At 68.0% G+C, this 14,498-nt stretch carries 17 protein-coding genes; 10 read left to right on the plus strand and 7 right to left on the minus strand.

What is annotated here, in order from left to right:
• Positions 1-36: 36 nt before the first annotated feature.
• The gene (locus ACIBH2_RS01850) at positions 37-840 is read right to left on the minus strand and encodes an SGNH/GDSL hydrolase family protein (protein WP_397112357.1); all 804 of its coding nucleotides are present in this window, start codon (positions 838-840) and stop codon (positions 37-39) included.
• Positions 841-1,044: 204 nt separating this feature from the next.
• Between ACIBH2_RS01850 and ACIBH2_RS01855 the strand changes: the two genes are divergently transcribed.
• Positions 1,045-1,602 carry a sugar O-acetyltransferase gene (locus ACIBH2_RS01855; protein ID WP_397112360.1) on the plus strand — a complete coding sequence of 186 codons (558 nt, stop codon included), beginning with the start codon at positions 1,045-1,047 and terminating at the stop codon, positions 1,600-1,602.
• Positions 1,603-1,608: 6 nt separating this feature from the next.
• On the opposite strand, the gene ACIBH2_RS01860 is transcribed toward ACIBH2_RS01855, so the two are convergent.
• Positions 1,609-2,442 carry an SDR family NAD(P)-dependent oxidoreductase gene (locus ACIBH2_RS01860; RefSeq protein ID WP_397112362.1) on the minus strand — a complete coding sequence of 278 codons (834 nt, stop codon included), beginning with the start codon at positions 2,440-2,442 and terminating at the stop codon, positions 1,609-1,611.
• Between the two features lie 257 nt (positions 2,443-2,699).
• Between ACIBH2_RS01860 and ACIBH2_RS01865 the strand changes: the two genes are divergently transcribed.
• The 6 genes from ACIBH2_RS01865 to ACIBH2_RS01890 all read left to right on the plus strand — a co-directional run bounded on the left by ACIBH2_RS01865 (position 2,700) and on the right by ACIBH2_RS01890 (position 7,527).
• Positions 2,700-3,569: an NAD(P)H-binding protein gene (locus tag ACIBH2_RS01865; protein ID WP_397112365.1), complete on the plus strand. Its 870-nt coding sequence runs from the start codon at positions 2,700-2,702 to the stop codon at positions 3,567-3,569.
• 176 nt (positions 3,570-3,745) lie between these two features.
• On the plus strand, positions 3,746-4,537 hold the full coding sequence (locus ACIBH2_RS01870; RefSeq protein ID WP_397112368.1) for a helix-turn-helix domain-containing protein: 792 nt from the start codon (positions 3,746-3,748) through the stop codon (positions 4,535-4,537).
• 25 nt (positions 4,538-4,562) lie between these two features.
• Positions 4,563-5,426: a fructosamine kinase family protein gene (locus tag ACIBH2_RS01875; RefSeq protein ID WP_397112370.1), complete on the plus strand. Its 864-nt coding sequence runs from the start codon at positions 4,563-4,565 to the stop codon at positions 5,424-5,426.
• 226 nt (positions 5,427-5,652) lie between these two features.
• Complete coding sequence (locus ACIBH2_RS01880; protein ID WP_397112373.1) at positions 5,653-6,468, plus strand: VOC family protein; 816 nt, start codon at positions 5,653-5,655, stop codon at positions 6,466-6,468.
• Between the two features lie 37 nt (positions 6,469-6,505).
• Positions 6,506-6,892: a VOC family protein gene (locus ACIBH2_RS01885; protein ID WP_397112375.1), complete on the plus strand. Its 387-nt coding sequence runs from the start codon at positions 6,506-6,508 to the stop codon at positions 6,890-6,892.
• 143 nt (positions 6,893-7,035) lie between these two features.
• Entirely contained in the window at positions 7,036-7,527 is a 492-nt protein-coding gene (locus tag ACIBH2_RS01890; RefSeq protein WP_397112377.1) for a peptidylprolyl isomerase, read from the plus strand.
• Positions 7,528-7,616: 89 nt separating this feature from the next.
• On the opposite strand, the gene ACIBH2_RS01895 is transcribed toward ACIBH2_RS01890, so the two are convergent.
• Both ACIBH2_RS01895 and ACIBH2_RS01900 read right to left on the minus strand, forming a co-directional pair.
• Positions 7,617-8,111, minus strand: a complete 495-nt coding sequence (locus ACIBH2_RS01895; RefSeq protein WP_397112379.1) for a phosphoribosyltransferase — start codon at positions 8,109-8,111, stop codon at positions 7,617-7,619.
• A gap of 90 nt (positions 8,112-8,201) precedes the next feature.
• On the minus strand, positions 8,202-8,912 hold the full coding sequence (locus tag ACIBH2_RS01900) for a metal-dependent hydrolase (RefSeq protein ID WP_397112381.1): 711 nt from the start codon (positions 8,910-8,912) through the stop codon (positions 8,202-8,204).
• A gap of 252 nt (positions 8,913-9,164) precedes the next feature.
• Between ACIBH2_RS01900 and ACIBH2_RS01905 the strand changes: the two genes are divergently transcribed.
• Positions 9,165-9,911: a hypothetical protein gene (locus ACIBH2_RS01905; RefSeq protein ID WP_397112383.1), complete on the plus strand. Its 747-nt coding sequence runs from the start codon at positions 9,165-9,167 to the stop codon at positions 9,909-9,911.
• A gap of 57 nt (positions 9,912-9,968) precedes the next feature.
• On the opposite strand, the gene ACIBH2_RS01910 is transcribed toward ACIBH2_RS01905, so the two are convergent.
• Both ACIBH2_RS01910 and ACIBH2_RS01915 read right to left on the minus strand, forming a co-directional pair.
• Positions 9,969-11,831: a serine/threonine-protein kinase gene (locus ACIBH2_RS01910; protein WP_397112385.1), complete on the minus strand. Its 1,863-nt coding sequence runs from the start codon at positions 11,829-11,831 to the stop codon at positions 9,969-9,971.
• Positions 11,832-11,973: 142 nt separating this feature from the next.
• A complete protein-coding gene (locus tag ACIBH2_RS01915; protein WP_397112387.1) occupies positions 11,974-12,582 on the minus strand; it encodes a TetR/AcrR family transcriptional regulator in 609 nt (202 codons plus the stop codon).
• Positions 12,583-12,645: 63 nt separating this feature from the next.
• Here ACIBH2_RS01915 and ACIBH2_RS01920 point away from each other — a divergent pair, with 63 nt between their 5' ends.
• Positions 12,646-13,053 (plus strand): RidA family protein, encoded by a 408-nt coding sequence (locus ACIBH2_RS01920; protein ID WP_397112389.1) that lies wholly within the window; start codon positions 12,646-12,648, stop codon positions 13,051-13,053.
• A gap of 3 nt (positions 13,054-13,056) precedes the next feature.
• Here ACIBH2_RS01920 and ACIBH2_RS01925 read toward each other — a convergent pair whose 3' ends face one another.
• Positions 13,057-13,854: a HugZ family protein gene (locus ACIBH2_RS01925; protein ID WP_397112391.1), complete on the minus strand. Its 798-nt coding sequence runs from the start codon at positions 13,852-13,854 to the stop codon at positions 13,057-13,059.
• A gap of 100 nt (positions 13,855-13,954) precedes the next feature.
• On the opposite strand from ACIBH2_RS01925, the gene ACIBH2_RS01930 reads away from it, so the two are divergent.
• Positions 13,955-14,494 (plus strand): hypothetical protein, encoded by a 540-nt coding sequence (locus ACIBH2_RS01930; RefSeq protein ID WP_397112393.1) that lies wholly within the window; start codon positions 13,955-13,957, stop codon positions 14,492-14,494.
• The last annotated feature ends 4 nt before the right edge of the window (positions 14,495-14,498 follow it).

Below are 14,498 nucleotides of genomic sequence, written 5' to 3' on the forward strand. Positions count from 1 at the left end.
CCATCACCGATCCATCACCGCGCGATCACCCGCGATTCAACGCACCGGCGGCACGGTGATCAACCGGTCCAGAACCAAAGCCGCCGTCGCCGCCATCCCCGACTCCGTCGGATGACACGGCGCACCCTGGTACCGGCGACCCGGAATCGGCACGAAGAAGTCCAACGTCCACGCCTCCGCACTACCCGGCGGATGCGCCAGACTAGGGGTGCGCACATCGATCAACTCCGTGCCGGTGCGTTCCACCGCCGAGACGGTCCGCGCCGCAAGACCTTCCGCCAACGCCCGATACGTGCGATCCACCGCGCCGTCACGCGGACCGGGCGGACCCAGCACCGACAGATAGTTCACCACCAGCACCCGCGCCCACGGAGCCCGCGCCTGCGCGGCCTCCAACACCTCCACGAGCCGATCCTCCACACCCGCCAACCGCCCCAACGCCGCCTCCGCGTCAGCGGCCCGCGCGACCGCGGGCAACAACCGCACCGGCGCGGGAGCCCGCCGCGCCAACAGATACGGCGTCAGCCCGATGTCATTGCCGCCGATGGTGACCGTCACCAGATCGGTATCCGCCCCCACCGCCGACAACTGCGGCGGCAACCCGAACAGCGATTCACGCAGCAGATGTGCACACGTCGCCCCACTGCACGTCACATCGGTCAACTCCAACCCGGCCGCCGCCGCCACCAAATGCGGATAGTTCCCGCGCGAGCGCCCCGCCCGCCGCGGCGACCCCGGCACCCGCGGCGCGATACCCGGACCGGCGGCGAACGAACTCCCCAGCGCCACATACTTTTTCCCACGCCACGCCCCGGTCTTGCGGGCGGCTTCCTCGAACATCACTCACCTCGTCTCGCGGCCGGGCACTCCCTGAAACCCACGACCCGACCAAACCCGCACTCTGACGGGCTCGCCCGCCGCGCGCAAGTGCAAGGGTCGGCCACCGCCCGGCAAACCCACCCCGCCGCCCGCGACTCCAGCGCCGCGACCAGCCGATACACCACCCGAATCCGGAAGATCCGCGCCACCCGCCAGGATGGACCCATGGGTGATCACAAACAGCGCATGCTCAGCGGCGAGCTCTACCGAGACAACGACCCCGAACTCGTCGCCGAACGCCAGCGCTGCCAACGCCTCCTCGACACGTTCAACGCCACCGGCGCGGGGCAGGACCAGCAACGCCGCGCCGTCCTCGAAGACCTGCTCGGCGCGATCGGCGAAGGCTCCTGGATCATGCCGCGCTTCCAATGCGACTACGGCTCACACATCCGGATCGGCGCGAACAGCTTCCTCAACTACGACGCCATCATCCTCGACTGCGCACCCGTCACCATCGGCGACGACGTCTCCATCGGACCCCGCGTCCAACTCCTCACCGCGCTGCACCCCATGGAAGACCACGAACGGCGACGGCAACGCTGGGAATCGGCCGCCCCCATCACCATTGGCGACAACGTGTGGTTCGGCGGCGGCGTCATCGTCTGCCCGGGCATCACCATCGGCGCGAATACCGTGATCGGCGCGGGCAGCGTCGTCACCCGCGACATCCCCGCGAAGGTCTTCGCCGCGGGCAACCCCTGCCGCGTCATCCGCGAACTCTGACGCCCCTCACGACAACCCGACCAGTTCCTCACACGCTCGCTGCAACCGCCGCGCGGCCTCGTCGTCCTGCGCGGCGCGGCCGGGCGTCTTCACCCGATTGCGCTGGAAATAACACCCCGACACCGCCACCACCAGCGGGTCGGTCGCCAAATACGTGAGCGTCTCACCGCCCTGCTCCGGCGTGATCATGAAAATCCGCTTCAGCAACGCCATCGCCGGACGCACGATCACCGGCGCGTTGTCCCAGATATTCGTCGCCACCGCGCCCGGATGGAAGGCATTCGCGGTCACGCCCGTACCCTCCAACCGCCGCGAAAGCTCCCGCACATACAGGATGTTCGCCAACTTCGACGCCCCGTAGGCCCGCTGCGGGCTGTACCCCTCGCGCAACCCCAGATCGTCGAAATCCAGCCGCGACCCGAAATGCATCACCGACGAGGTGAACAGAATGCGCGCGGGGGAGGAGTGCAGCAACAGATCCAACAGCGACTCGGTGAGCAGGAACCCCGCGAGATGATTCACCGCGAACGTCGCCTCCACACCGTCCTCGGTCTCGGTGCGGCGCATATGGAACGCGCCCGCGTTGTTGGCCAGCACATCGAGCCGGGAATAGTTCGCCTGCACCGTCTTCGCCAGCCGACGCACCTGGGCCTGCGAACTCATATCGCATTCGAGCGTGTCCACCCCGCCCGCACCCGCCGCCCGCACCGCCTCGGCGGTGGCGGCCAACTTCTCCGGATTGCGACCGACCAGAATCAGATGATGCCCCTGCGCGCCGAGCTGCCGCGCGGCCGCCAAACCGATTCCTGACGTCGCCCCCGTGATCAGGATCGTCTTCATGCCCGTCCACCCTTCCACAGCCCAGCGGCGTTGTCGTCCTACCTCGGTAGCATTTTCACCATCGCGGCCACACGAAACCTGCTGTCCGACAACGCCCTAACCCCCACAGCGAACACGCACACGATGCCGAGTAGGGGTCTGCGCAACGCGGTGGCGACACCACCCAAGCAGCCGACCCGATCGCCCGCCATGCCGACCGACCGGCACATTGCCCGAATCGTCCTGTGCCCCAAGACCCACGGCCGTACCGTTGAACAATGGAGCCAGTACTCGTCACCGGAGCCGCCGGAGGACGCCAAGGATCCACCGGCAGACACCTCACCGCCCAACTCCTCGGCCGCGGCATCCCCGTCCGCGCCCTCGTCCACACCAACGACGAACGCGCCACCACCCTGCGCGCCCTCGGCGCCGACGTCGTCGTCGGCGACCTGCGCGACCTCGACACCACCCGCGACGCCCTGCACGGCATCCAACGCGCCTACTTCACCTACCCCGTCATCGACGGCTTCCTCGAAGCCACCGGAGCCTTCGCCGTCGCCGCCCACGAAGCCGGAGTCGAACGCGTCGTCGCCATCTCCCAACTCGCCGCCGGACCCCAAGCCCTCACCCCGCGCATGCGCCAACACTGGGCCGCCGAACAAATCCTCGACTGGGCCGATATCGGCGCGATCCACCTACGCGCCGCCGTCTTCCACGAAAACCTCGCCCGCATCGCCGACACCGGCGACGGCGAACTCCTCACTCTCCCCATGGGCCCCGAACACACCGAACTACCCCTCGTCGCCGCCGCCGACGTCGCCCGCGTGGCCGCCGGACTCCTCGCCGACCCCCAGCGCCCCTGCGACCCCGTCCTCCTCCTCACCGGCGACGTCCAAACCATCGGCGACGCCGCCCGCGCCCTCGGCCGCACCTACCGCGACACCGACCCCGCCACCTGGCACCGCTGGGCCCTCGACTTCTACCGCAGCCCCCACGCCGCCGACCACCTCACCAAACTCTGGGAGATCTTCCGCCTCCTCGGCGAAGGCACAAACCGCTACCAAACCACCCCCACCATCGAACAGTACGGCGGCCACCCACCCACCACCCTCGAAGCCTTCGCCACCCACCGCACCCCAGCCCACTAACCCACGACGGGGGTCGCGCCGCAACCCACGAGGGGGAACTGGTGGCGTTCCGCTCTCGCACGTAGCCGCCACCAGTTCCCCCTGATCGGCTGTCCAGACCCGCGGCCCGGTGCGGGAGGCGGGCATAACCTCGCGGGTAATGGTTGTGGTGCTTCGGAATTCGTACGATCAGGGGCATGGCAACGCAGACCGCAGGTGATCTTCTTCGACAGTGGCGCACGACCCGGCGCCTCAGCCAGCTCGAACTGGCCGGTCGCGCCGAAACCTCTACGCGGCACCTCAGTTTCATCGAAACCGGACGCGCCACCCCCAGCCGCGCCATGATCCTGCACCTCGCCGAGGAACTCGACATCCCGCTGCGCGAACGCAACCGCATGCTCCTCGCCGCCGGATACGCCCCCGTCTACACCGAACCCGCACTGGACACCCCGGCCATGGAACCCATTCGGACCGCCCTGCGCCAAATACTCACCGGCCACGAGCCCCACCCCGCCCTCGCCGTCGACGCCAACTGGAACATGGTCGACGCCAACGCCGGAATCGCGCTCTTCCTCGATGGCGTCGACCCGAGCCTGCTCGCCGAACCCGTCAACGCGCTGCGCCTCAGCCTGCACCCCAAGGGCCTCGCCCCACGAATCACCAACCTCCCCGAATGGCGCGGCCACATCCTCGAACGCCTACAACGCCAGATCGACGTCAGCGGCTCACCCGAACTCGCCGACCTGCGCGACGAACTCCGCGCCTACCCGGGCGGCGAAGACCACCCCGGCCTGCCCGATCCCGACCAGGCCGTCGTACCGCTGCGCCTGCGCCTCGACGGCCACGACCTCGCCTTCATCAGCATCACCACCGTCTTCGGCACGCCGATGAACGTCACCGTCGCGGAACTCGCCATCGAAGCCTTCTTCCCCGCCGACCCGGCCACCGCCACTCTGCTCCGCGAACGAATCACCGTGCCGACCACCTGATCGGACAAACGGCAGAATGTCGTTCATGGACGTCGCCGCCCACGTGGAGAAGTTGGTAGGAACCCCGGCCGTCCGGCTCCGCGCGACCGGACACAGCCACGCCTGGACACTTCACCACGCGGAACTCGCCGACGGCCGAGCGGTTTTCGTCAAAGCCCTGGACGAATCGGCCGTGGGGGAGGGGAGTGGTGTCTTCGACGCGGAAGTCGCCGGTCTGCGCTGGCTCGCCGAAGCCGATCCCGGCGAGCTGGTGCCACGGGTCGTCGCGGCCGACGACCGCATGCTCGTCCTGCCCTGGCTGCCCCCAGGTTCCGCCTCGCCCGCCGCCGCCGAACGCTTCGGGCGTGATCTCGCGACACTGCACAGCGCGGGAGCGGAATACTTCGGCGCGCCCTGGCCCGGCCGCATAGCCACACTGCCCCTGGACAATTCGCCGTCGACGGGGGAGTGGGGGACCTGGTACGCCGAACGCCGCCTGGCACCGTACTTGCCCGCCGCCGCGCCACACCTCGGCGACGACGGCGTCCGTCTCATCGAATCGGTAATGCACCGCATCGACGACCTCGCGGGCCCGTCGGAACCACCCAGCCGCATCCACGGCGACCTCTGGTCGGGCAATCTGCACTGGACCGACGGTCGCGCCATGCTCATCGACCCGGCCGCCCACGGCGGCCACCGCGAAACCGATCTGGCCATGCTCGCCCTCTTCGGCGCGCCCCACCTGGACCGCATCCTCGACGCGTACCAGGAGTGCTCCCCGCTGAAAGCGGGCTGGCCCCAACGCATTCCGCTCCACCAACTGCACCCGCTCCTCGTCCACGTCGTCCTCTTCGGGAGCTCCTACACGGCAATGACGTTGGCAGCGGCATCGGCGGTGCTGAGCCGTTAAGGCCGGGGTGACTTCCGCAGTGGACAGGCACAAGCAAGTTTCTAAAATACCTACATGGAAATATGCGCATCTAACTATGTGTCCGCCTCATGTCACGGGGGCGGTCCCGATCGATACTGGAACAAAGAGCGCAATGAGGAGAGGAGGGGTGCGGTCGGCCGATGAGTTCCGTCGGCCGGGTTCGTCTACACAGTGTCTGTCTTTCCCTGCCCTTCAGGAGCTCGCTATGACCACTGACCTGCCTACTTTCAAGCACGGGGATCCGATCTGGATCGACCTGTACACCGCTGATCCGGAGCGCAGTATCGCCTTCTACGGCGAGCTGTTCGGGTGGACGGCCGAGCGTGCGGGGGAGGAGTTCGGTGGCTACATCACCTTCCGCAAGGACGGTAAGGCCGTAGCCGGTGGGATGGGGAAGGCCGAAGGCGATGACGCGGCGCCCGATCAGTGGACGGTGTATCTGTCGGTCGACGACGCCCGGGCGACCGCGGCGAAGGCGGTGACCGAAGGCGGCACGATCGAGGTGCCCGCGATGGATGTCGGGAATCTGGGTGCGATGGCGGTGATCGGTGATGTCACCGGTGCGGGCGTCGGGCTGTGGCAGTCCGGTGCGCACCGCGGTTTCGAGACGATCGGGATCGCTTCGGGCGGGCACTGGACCGGCCACGCGGGCGTGCCGACCTGGTTCGAGCTGCACACCCCCGATTACGATGCCGCGCTCACCTTCTACACGGATGTGTTCGACTGGCAGGACCCGTTCCGGATGGCGATCCCGGGGGAGGGTGATATCGGTTACACCACAATCCATTCCGAGACGCCGATGCTGGGTGGGGTGCTCGACGCGCACACCTTCCTGCCGGAGGGCGCGCACGGATGTTGGCGGGTCTACTTCGGTGCCGACGATGTCGAGAAGGCGGCCCAGCGGGTGGTGGAGCTCGGCGGTTCGGTGGTCGCGCCGATGATGGATACGCCGTTCGGGCGCATGGTGGCCGTCGCGGATCCGACGGGTGCGCAATTCAGTATCGGCGGCAATGTGTCCTGACCCCGGTGGGGGAGGGGAGTGGGATAGCGTCGCGCGTATGGAACTGCGGCGGATCCATCACGTGGCGCTCATCGCGTCGGATTACGAGAAGTCGAAGGCGTTCTACACCGAGGTGCTCGGCCTGCGGGTCCTTGCCGAGCACTATCGTGCCGAAAGGCGCTCGTACAAGCTGGATTTGGCGCTGCCCGACGGTGGCCAGCTGGAGCTGTTCTCCTTCCCGGATCCGCCGCCTCGGCCCTCACGGCCCGAGGCGGCGGGCCTACGGCACTTGGCCTTCCTCGTACCGGATGTGGCCGCGGCCCTGAAGGAGCTGGGGGAGCGGGGAATTCGCACCGAGGAGATCCGCGTCGACGAGTACACGGGCAAGCGGTTCGCGTTCTTCGCCGACCCTGACGGGCTGCCATTGGAGTTGTATGAGATGTGATTAGAAAATGGGAATATGCGCATCTAGACATGTATTCCATGCAAGACCGATCCTGGGGTCACCACCTCGACAAACCAGCGTTCCAGCCCATCACTATTCGGCCCCGAGAAGAGGGGAGTGGACCCTCCCATAGGATGGCTCGCATGACCAAAGTGCTCCTGAAGACCTCCGCCGGGGATATCACCCTGGAACTCGATGAGGCCAAGGCGCCCAAGACCGTCGCGAATTTCGTCGACTACGTCAAGGCGGGCCACTACACGGACACCGTGTTCCACCGGGTGATCCGGGGCTTCATGATCCAGGGTGGCGGGATGACCGCCGACATGGCGCAGAAGCCCGCGCCGAATCGTGTCGAGAACGAGGCGAACAACGGTCTCAAGAACGACAAGTACACGGTGGCGATGGCGCGGACCATGGATCCGCATTCGGCCAGCGCCCAGTTCTTCATCAATACCGGTAACAACGACTTCTTGAACTACCCGGGCCAGGACGGCTGGGGTTACGCGTCCTTCGGTCGCGTGGTCGAGGGCACCGACGTGGTGGATGCCATCGAGGGTGTGCGGACCGGTTCCAAGGCCGGGCATCAGGATGTGCCGGTCGAGGCCGTGACGATCCTGTCGGCCGAGCTGGTCTGAGTTTTCCGTCGAGGGCCCGCTCGGGCCCGCGAACCTGATGCGAGGGGCCCGGAACCGAATGGTTCCGGGCCCCTTGGCTTTCGGCGCGCTCAGGCGTCGAGGACCTGCTTTTCGCGGGTGATGACGGGCGGCAGCACCGACCAGGGGAAGTTGATCCACTTGTCGGTGCGCTTCCACACGTATTCGCAGTCGACCTCGGAGTGCGGTTTCTGGTAGATGACCGCGCAGCGCACCTCGGCGACGTGGTCGGCGCAGAAGTCGCGGACCAGTTTGAGGGTTTTGCCGGTGTCGGCGACGTCGTCGGCGACCAGGACGGTCGCGCCCGCGAGGTCGATGGGGGCGGGGACGGGCGGGAGCATGACGGGCATGTCCAGGCGCTGGTCGACGCCGGTGTAGAACTCGACGTTCATGACGTGCAGGTTCTTGACGTCGAGGGCGTAGCCGAGGGCTCCGGCGACGAAGAGTCCGCCGCGGGCGATGGACAGGATGAGGTCGGGTTCGAAGCCGTCGTCGGCGATGGTGTGGGCCAGGTCGCGGCTGGCGTCGCCGAACAGCTGCCAGGTGAGTTCTTCGCGCTCCGCCATGCGTGGTCGCCTTTCCTGTTGTCGCCGTGGGGTTGCGGTGCCAACGATATGGCACGGGGGTGTGGTCGCGGTGGCGAGATGCCGTTTTCGCTAGGGCTGGTGGGTGATGGTGTACCAGAGCAGGGCGAGCGTGCCGAGGACGAAAAGTGGCACTACGACAAGGGTTTCCATCTTGTTGCCGGTGCGGTCGATGATCGGGAAGCGGGTGCGCACCTTGAGGGGCCACAGCAGGCGGCAGCCGCGTTCGGTGAGGCAGTCGCCGACGAGGTGGGCGAGTGCGCCGAGGCCGACGCAGAAGGGTAGCCAGGCGGGTTTGTCGCTGATCCAGTGGTCGATGGCGAAGGTGCCGCAGGTGGCGAGGACGACGACGGTGCCCCAGGCTTTGACGCTGTCGCCGGTGGGTGCGAGGTTGAGGGCGCGGACGGCGAGGGCGAGCAGGAAGAAGACGAGGGCGAGGGTGAAGTTGCGGCCGATCCAGTGTTCTCCGGCCCAGGTGCCGTAGGTGACGGCGGCGACGAAGAGCAGGGAGTGGGTGCCGTGGCGGTGGCCGCCGGAGATCCAGGAGATGAGGCGGCAGGCGTAGTGCGAGACGGGGCCGAGTACGTGGGAGATGGTGCCGTTGGGGTGGTCGGCGTCGGGGAGCAGGGCGGCTCCGGCGGTGAGGAAGGTGCCCATCACGAGGTCGACGGCGCCGATGGTGCCGGTCTGCATGGCGGGGTAGGTGATGAGGGTGAGGGGGAGCGCCGCGGCGGCGGCCGACCAGGCTAGTGCGCCGCTGGTCGCGTGTGAATGTCCTAGCACCGCGAGAAGGTTAGCCGATCTAATTGGTAGTGCGTTCGTGTCGCCGTGTGAGGGCAGGCACGTTGGGCGACAGGGGTTTCCGTCGATAGTTCAGCATATGGCGAGGGCTGGTGCGGCGAAAGATGCTGGGGCGGCGAATCTTTCGCATCCGGGAGCGCTGGTTTCCGGTGTGTGGGCGGACCTGTGGACGGTACGCGCGGCAGGGTGAAATAGTCTCGGAGGGACAGTGCTGTCGTTGGGAAGGGTTCGGATATGTCGGTCGCGGCCGCGGTGAGTGATGAGATTCAGCGCATCGGTGGAGGATTCATGTTCTCCCGGGAGGCGCGGGAGTTCGCGGCGAGTACCGGTGTGGACGGCTTCATGGGCGGGTACACGCGGGGCCGGGGCGGGGTGCTCGGCGATGTGGACGCCGATGTGGTGAGCGCGGCGTTCGGGTTCTTCAATCCGGTGACGATTCGGGCCGCGTGGGAGGCGACGGCGTCGGTGCCCGCGGCGAAGGGCGCGGAGGGTTATTTGGGGGCGTGTCAGGATTTCGGGCGGCGCAAGCTGGCCGGGTTCGAGCAGTCGGAGCGATTGGCGGCGCTGTTGGAAGCGGTTGTGGCGGCGGCGGATTCGGCCGGTGTCGCCTTGTTCGCGGGGTGGCGGGCGATGCCGTTGGCGGCGGATGCGCCGGGTCGGGTGTTGCAGTTGATTCACGCGCTGCGCGAGTTGCGCGGCGGGTTGCATCTGATGGCGGTGCGGTCGGCGGGTTTGACGCCGTTGCAGGCGGTGCTGGTGAAGGGTTCGCCGTTGAATTCCGGTGCGCAGCAGGCGCTTCTGTTCGGGTGGGCGGAGCCGTTCGAGGAGGTCGGTCCGGAGTTGACGCGGCGGTGGGAGCAGGCGGAGCAGATCACCGGTGAGCTCATCGATCCGGCGTTCGCGGTGTTGAGCGCGGCCGAGGGCGCGGAGTTGGTGGCGCTGGTGAAGGCTTGCGACGAAGCGGTTTTCGCGCGCCGGTAGCGCTTTGACCCAGGGGCCGTCGCCGAACCCGTGTGGGCTCGGCGACGGCCGTTCTGTTTACCTCTCGCCCGACCGTGTGAGCAGTCGTTCGAAGGCGGCGAGGTCCGCGGAGAGCGCGTGGAAGATGTAGAGCGACACCGCGACTCCGAAGCATCCGCCCAGGCACAGCGCGATGACCGAGCCGATGGCGGCCTGTTGTTGTGCGGCGGGCAGGAATGCGAGTCCGGCGGCCGCGCCGACCAGGGGGACGGTGGTGGCGGCGGCGAGGTAGGCGCGGTTGCGGCGGGCTACGCGGCGTATCCGGGCGCGGTCGTGGCGGGCGGTGTGTCCGCGTTCCAGGAGCCCGGGGTAGTACCAGCGCAGTACGTAGAAGGTGACGGGGAAGTACGTGTAGGACACGGCCAGCGCGGCGGCGACGAGACTCGACGCGATGATGTTGACGAGTACGCCGGTGGACAGTTCGGTGACGGTCATCAGGTAGGTCAGCAGTACGGCGAGGGTGACGGTCCAGCCGCCGCAGGCGACGACGGCGATGCGGTCGCCGCAGGCGAGGGTGTCGGCGCGGGCGCGGGCGAGGGTGTCTTCGTCGTAGTGGCGGCCGCGGCGCAGGCCGTAGGGGATTTGGATGACGCGGCGACACCAGTAGAGCAGGATCGCGATTCCGGCGGGGTAGGCGACGAGGGCGAGCGCGAAGGCGAGGTCGGTGAGTTGGTCGCGTTGGGCGGGGGTGAGGTCGTGGGCGAGGACATTGGTGTTGTGTGCGTGCAGGTAGTACCCGGCGAGGAGTTGGCCCAGGGCGCTGGACAGGGTCACGACGGGCATGGGTTTCATGCGGAAGCGGGCGCGGATGCTGCTGTCGGGTGGGTCGACGAGGTCGCGGGCGGTGCGGTCGAGGGCGAGGTCGAGTTGGTGGGCGAATTCGTCGCCGCGGCGGAAGCGGGCGGCGGGGTCGGGGGACAGGCAGGTGAGTAGGGCGTGGCGTAGTACGGGTGGGCAGTCGCGGGGGAGGTCGGCTTCGAAGCGGGTGTTGATGGGTCGGCGGCGTAGCGCGATCATGCGGTCGAGGGCGGTGCCGGATTCGCCGAAGTGGTCGTCGTCGTCGAAGGGTAGGCGTCCGGTGAGCAGTTCCCACAGCACGACGGCGAGGGCGTAGAGGTCGCTGCGGGTGTCGAGGTCGGCGGGGCTTTTGTGGAGGTCGGGGTGGCAGGCTTCGAGTTGTTCGGGGGACATGTAGCGCAGGGAGCCGCCGAAGTAGGCGGCGGGGCTGTGTCCGGGGAGGGCGCGGCTGAAGCTGATGCCGAAGTCGGCGAGTTTGGGTTGGCCGTCGGCGGCGAGCAGGATGTTGGCGGGTTTGATGTCGCGGTGTAGGACGCCGCAGCTGTCGGCGTAGTCGAGGGCGCGGGCGAGTCGGCTGCCGAGCCAGGCGACGGTTTCGGGCCAGCTGAGGCGGGTGAGTTCGGCGCGGGTGGCGGCGGAGTGGGTTTCGAGGGCGCCGCCGACGGCCGCGGCGGCGACGGCGTCGAGAAGGACGGCGCCGGAGCGGTTGTCGACGGGGATGCGGCGCAGGAGGCCGAGGAGGTTGTCGAGGGTGCCGCCGGGGACGTATTGCATGTACATGAGCCGCAGTCCGGAGTCGCCGAGTTGGCGTTGGTCGAAGATGCGGACGATGTTGTCGTGGTCGAGTTGGGCGAGGGTTTGGGATTCGCGGCTGTTGTCGCGGGAGATCTTGACGGCGACGTAGCGTTGCATGGCGTGTTGGCGGGCGAGGAAGACTTTGCCGAAGGCGCCGTGGCCGAGGGGGAGGACGAGGTCGAATTCGTCGATGGTGGTTCCGGCGGTGATTTCGTCGAGGGGGTCGCCGCCGCCGGGGTGGGTGGCGGCCATGGTGGGTTCGTCGCTGCCGGGGTACAGCACACGCACCCTGTTCGCCTGATTTGTCTCTTCCGTCCCGAATTGTCGCGCGGCGCTGGCGAGTTGGGCGGTGAGTGCGTCATCGGCGGGCATGTAAGGCACATCACGAAACCGCAAAGTTCGTTACATGCGGGGGCTGTGCTCGCGGCGATCAGTCCACGCGCCAACCCCGGCGTACCGAGGCGAGGCAGCGTCGCGGCTCGTCGCCCGCGGCGGTGAACAGGGCGGTCAGCATCGGTACCGCCTGGTCGAGCAGCTCGCGCGGCAGCGGGCCGGTGGCCACGAGCGAGACCAAGCCGTGGCCGATGGCCCAACTCTGGGTCGCCAACTCCACGGGCGCGACGTCGGCGCGAAAACGCTTGTCGGACTTGGCTCGTTCGATCGCGGTGACGAGAGCGTGCAGGGTCTGGTCGGCGGCGGCGAGGTCCTCGAGGTCGGCGGCGGTATCGAACATGACGCGGTAGAGGTCGGGGTTGGCGAGCGCGTTGGCGGCGTACGCCGCGCCGAGGGCCGCCAGATCCCGCACCGGATCGTCGGTGGCGCGCACGCGGGCGAGTGCGGCGGCCAGGCGCGTGAAGCCCTCCTGGCGCATGGCCCGCCACAGGCCGTCCAGGCCGCCGAAGTAGGTGTAGACCGCCATGGTGGACACGCCGGTTCCGGCGACGAGGGCACGCAGGGTGATCGGTTCGCGGGCGCGCAGCATCTGCGCGGCGCGGTCGATGAGCAGCGCGCGCACGGCGGGGTCTTTCGTCCGGACCATAGCGCCACAATATATAACACTGTTATGGTTAGCGGGCGCGTATCGAGCCACGAAGGAGCCGCCATGGCCGTCACCCTGCTGAACCCCACCGGACTGCCCCAACCCGAGGTGTACCGGCAACTGTCCATCGCCACCGGATCACGGCTGGTATTCCTCGCCGGACAGGTCGCGCGCGACGCCGACGGCAACAAGGTCGGCGAAGGGGACTTCGCGGCGCAGGTCGAACAGGCGTACCTGAACATCGCGACCGCGCTGGCCGAGATCGGCGGCTCGTTCGACGACGTCGCCAAACTGACCATCTACGTCGTCGACTGGAGTCCCGAGAAGATGCCGCTGCTGGGCGAAGGGGTGACGCGGGCCGCCGAGAAACTCGGCATCGACCCGGTCAAACCCATCACCCTGCTCGGCGTCGCGGCACTGGGGGAACCCGACCTGCTCGTGGAGGTCGAAGCCACCGCCGTCCTCGACTAACGCTCAGGCCTCGCGGGCTCGGCGCGTCAATTCGACCGTGGCCGAACGCAATTCACCGATCGAATCGATGGGGGAGAAGTAGCCGACCCGGGTCACCACCATCCCGCGCGGCGTCGTGACCCGCAGATCCAGGCCATAGCGGTCGGCGCGTTCACAGGTCGCGGCCGTCGCATCCGGATAGCCGCCGAACACCCGCGTCATCGCCAACAGCGCGTCGGCGTGATCGTCATTGAGATGCGCCACCGCACGCCGCGCGTTCGGAATCACCGGATCCGGCGCGGCCGCCGCGTACTCCTGCGCCGACGCCGAATCCATGCGCCCGTACCCGCCGACCCAGCGCACCCGCCGCACCCGCAACACCCACAGCGTGAAATCGCTGTAATCGATGTAGTACTTCGCCGCGGGCACCGCCGCCAGATGCGCCTCCCGCGCCGCCTCGGCCTCCGCACCCGTCGGAGCCTCCACCACACCCGCCAGCGTGACACGCGCACCCGCCAACGGATCGGCCGGAGCATCCGGAGCCACCACCGCGATACTCGCGCGCGGATCGGCGAGCAGATTGCGGCCGTGCTCGGCCATCCGCGACACACACAGCACCGGCTGCCCCTCCAGCAGCCCGTAGGTGACGAACGACGCCCACGGCGCGCCGTCGGCCGTCAAACTCGCCAGCGTGCCCGTATTCGTCGCCGCCGCAACGGTTCTGGCCTCCTCGGCCGCCGACGGACGCGCCGCGTTCGCCACCGCGGTCAACGGGGGAGGAACCGAGGGCGCGTCACCGGGGTCACCGTGATCGAGAGTCATCCCAGCAGGCTACCGTCACACCCCGACGCCAGTGTGTCCCCGAAAACTCGAGGTACCGTCGGTCGGACGCACTGTCGCCGCGGAACGATAGTCTGCGAAGGTGCCAAGCAATGCGAAGCGGATCTCTCGGCTACGAAGCCTGATCGAGCATCCCCGGACGGGCGAGAGCGAACGGGCGGCCGCCCAACGCATGCTGGAACGGCTGCTCGAGAAAATGGGACAGACCGAACCCGTCGGCGACCGGTCCTACGGTTCGCGCTACCACCAGGTCGGCAAACACGCCACCCTCGACAGCGTCGCCGATATGGTGCGCGCCGATATCGCCCTCGCCCGTGTCGTGTTCGCCAATGCCGGACACCCCGGGGAGGTCGCGGTCAGCCATCCCATCGCCGACGCGCCCGACTCCATCACCTACAGCGTCGAAACGCCCTACTTCGGGACCATCGTCGTCAGCATCGACGGCATCCCCGACGACTGGGGGTGGGTCAGCGAGGACGGCATCGAAACCGTCAGCCCCGCCCTGCGCGCGCTCGCCGACGAACTCACCGACATCATGAACGCCTACAACCACGACGGCTCCGACATCGACAAACGGTTCTTCGGGAAAGTGCGCGCCCGCGGCGAAACCCTCGTCTTCTAGAACG

This window comes from Nocardia sp. NPDC050406 (assembly GCF_044459025.1).
Lineage (GTDB): Bacteria > Actinomycetota > Actinomycetes > Mycobacteriales > Mycobacteriaceae > Nocardia.

What these genes read in the sequence shown, in the direction of transcription:
- ACIBH2_RS01850 (WP_397112357.1), bottom strand. Translation starts at nt 840, where the DNA reads ATGTTCGAGGAAGCCGCCCGCAAGACCGGGGCGTGGCGTGGGAAAAAG.
- ACIBH2_RS01855 (WP_397112360.1), top strand. Translation starts at nt 1,045, where the DNA reads ATGGGTGATCACAAACAGCGCATGCTCAGCGGCGAGCTCTACCGAGAC.
- ACIBH2_RS01860 (WP_397112362.1), bottom strand. Translation starts at nt 2,442, where the DNA reads ATGAAGACGATCCTGATCACGGGGGCGACGTCAGGAATCGGTTTGGCG.
- ACIBH2_RS01865 (WP_397112365.1), top strand. Translation starts at nt 2,700, where the DNA reads ATGGAGCCAGTACTCGTCACCGGAGCCGCCGGAGGACGCCAAGGATCC.
- ACIBH2_RS01870 (WP_397112368.1), top strand. Translation starts at nt 3,746, where the DNA reads ATGGCAACGCAGACCGCAGGTGATCTTCTTCGACAGTGGCGCACGACC.
- ACIBH2_RS01875 (WP_397112370.1), top strand. Translation starts at nt 4,563, where the DNA reads ATGGACGTCGCCGCCCACGTGGAGAAGTTGGTAGGAACCCCGGCCGTC.
- ACIBH2_RS01880 (WP_397112373.1), top strand. Translation starts at nt 5,653, where the DNA reads ATGACCACTGACCTGCCTACTTTCAAGCACGGGGATCCGATCTGGATC.
- ACIBH2_RS01885 (WP_397112375.1), top strand. Translation starts at nt 6,506, where the DNA reads ATGGAACTGCGGCGGATCCATCACGTGGCGCTCATCGCGTCGGATTAC.
- ACIBH2_RS01890 (WP_397112377.1), top strand. Translation starts at nt 7,036, where the DNA reads ATGACCAAAGTGCTCCTGAAGACCTCCGCCGGGGATATCACCCTGGAA.
- ACIBH2_RS01895 (WP_397112379.1), bottom strand. Translation starts at nt 8,111, where the DNA reads ATGGCGGAGCGCGAAGAACTCACCTGGCAGCTGTTCGGCGACGCCAGC.
- ACIBH2_RS01905 (WP_397112383.1), top strand. Translation starts at nt 9,165, where the DNA reads ATGTCGGTCGCGGCCGCGGTGAGTGATGAGATTCAGCGCATCGGTGGA.
- ACIBH2_RS01915 (WP_397112387.1), bottom strand. Translation starts at nt 12,582, where the DNA reads ATGGTCCGGACGAAAGACCCCGCCGTGCGCGCGCTGCTCATCGACCGC.
- ACIBH2_RS01920 (WP_397112389.1), top strand. Translation starts at nt 12,646, where the DNA reads ATGGCCGTCACCCTGCTGAACCCCACCGGACTGCCCCAACCCGAGGTG.
- ACIBH2_RS01925 (WP_397112391.1), bottom strand. Translation starts at nt 13,854, where the DNA reads ATGACTCTCGATCACGGTGACCCCGGTGACGCGCCCTCGGTTCCTCCC.